The organism is Streptomyces coryli (assembly GCF_011044975.1).
Classification (GTDB): domain Bacteria; phylum Actinomycetota; class Actinomycetes; order Streptomycetales; family Streptomycetaceae; genus Streptomyces; species Streptomyces coryli.
In genome coordinates, this window is record NZ_JAAKZV010000548.1 from 1 (window position 1) to 1187 (window position 1187).

The window sequence follows — 1187 nt, forward strand, 5'->3', positions numbered from 1 at the left end:
TTGCGGGGCAGCGGCGCCTGCGTGGGGGGTTGGCGTGATGGTGGCGGGAGTGGCAGCGGGCGGCCGGGCAGCGGCGTCTGTGTGGGTGGCGGCCTCGCCCGCGGCGGGGGCAGCCGCGCCGGTCGCGGCGGGCGCCGAAGCGGAGGCGCCCGGGGTGGTGGCCGCGGCCGACTCAGTGGCGGCGGGCGCCGGAGCGGCGACGCCCGGCGTGGCGCCCGCGGCCGACTCAGTTGCGGCGGGCGCCGGAGCGGAGGCGCCTGGGGTGGTGGCCGCGGCCGACTCAGTTGCGGCGGGCGCCGATGCGGCGACGCCCGGCGTGGCGCCCGCGGCCGACTCAGTGGCGGCGGGCGCCGCAGCAGAGGCGCCCGGGGTGTTGCCCGCGGTCGCGTGGGTGGGGGCGATGGCTTGGCGCGCGGCGTCCGCGGGGGTGGATGCGCGGGCCGCGTTTGGTGAGGCGGCGTGTCGGGCCGGGCCGGCGGGTGACGTGGGCGTGCTCAAGGGCGCTAGCGGCCCCGCTGCGCTGGTAAAGGCGGCTGCGGCCGGGCTGCCCGGGCCCGTATCGGCCGGGCGGGCCCGGCGGGCGGCGACGAATTCCGCTGTCCGGCGGACCGAGTCGGCGACGCGGCCTACCAGGTCGGAGCCGTCCTCGGCGATGCAGCCGCCGCCCGCGGCGTACGCGGCCTCGCGGCTCAGCAGCGAGGCGAGGGTGACGGCATCGAGGCTCGGGGCGTCCGCGGGGGCACCGTGGAGCCGGGGCCGGCCGAAACGGTGCCAGCCGGTGGCGGACCAGTACCGCACCGGGACCCGCAGCGCGGCGCCGCTCGCGGGCAGCACCAACCGCAGCATGTCCCCGGACGGTTCCTCCACCCCCTTCTCCCGCACCCAGCACCGCAACAGCCCCTCGCAGGCAGCAGCATCGGCAGCACTCCGCGAGTCCTCGTCCTCGAGCGGATCGGGCACACCGTCCACCCGGCGCTGCTCCTGCCCCGCCCCGCGCCGATACTGCCGCGGGACAGCGGGCTCGAGCAGTCGCGCCAGGCGGCGACGTACAGGTGCCCGCGGGGGCCCGGCGGTCGGCTCACCGGAGGACGCAGACTCGACGCTGGACTCCGCGGGGTCCGCGGAGTCCGCGGACGCGGCAGCGGCACCAGCTCCGGGAGCGGTGGCGGGTGCGGTTGGCAGGGCGG

General features: G+C 79.5%; 1 pseudogene. It reads right to left on the reverse strand.

What is annotated here, in order from left to right:
* Positions 1-969: pseudogene (locus G5C51_RS43610) on the reverse strand (hypothetical protein); the annotation flags it as partial.
* Between the last annotated feature and the right edge of the window lie 218 nt (positions 970-1187).